The following is a 209-nucleotide window of genomic DNA, read 5'->3' as shown; positions in this document are numbered from 1 at the left end:
CGACGTGTTCCCGCAGGACAATGCGTCGGTACCGATGGCCGAGGCGAAGCCTTCCAAGCCGCAGGATCGCTTCGTCAGTTCCGCGATGGAGGGCGACGCGCAACAGCAGACCGGTAAATCGACCAAGACTGCCGAAGCCGCGGTTCCGACCGGCTCTGCGACCACGCCGGCGCAGCCGGCTCAGCCGGCTCAGCCGGCTCAGCCGCAGA

1 pseudogene is annotated in these 209 nt (G+C 67.9%); it reads left to right on the top strand.

The window, feature by feature from the left end:
* Positions 1-209: pseudogene (locus KJQ96_RS39935) on the top strand (hypothetical protein); the annotation flags it as partial.

This window comes from Bradyrhizobium sp. sGM-13 (assembly GCF_018398875.1).
Taxonomy (GTDB): domain Bacteria; phylum Pseudomonadota; class Alphaproteobacteria; order Rhizobiales; family Xanthobacteraceae; genus Bradyrhizobium.
The sequence above is the reverse complement of the archived record's forward strand: the minus strand, read 5'-3'. Positions and strand labels throughout refer to the sequence as shown.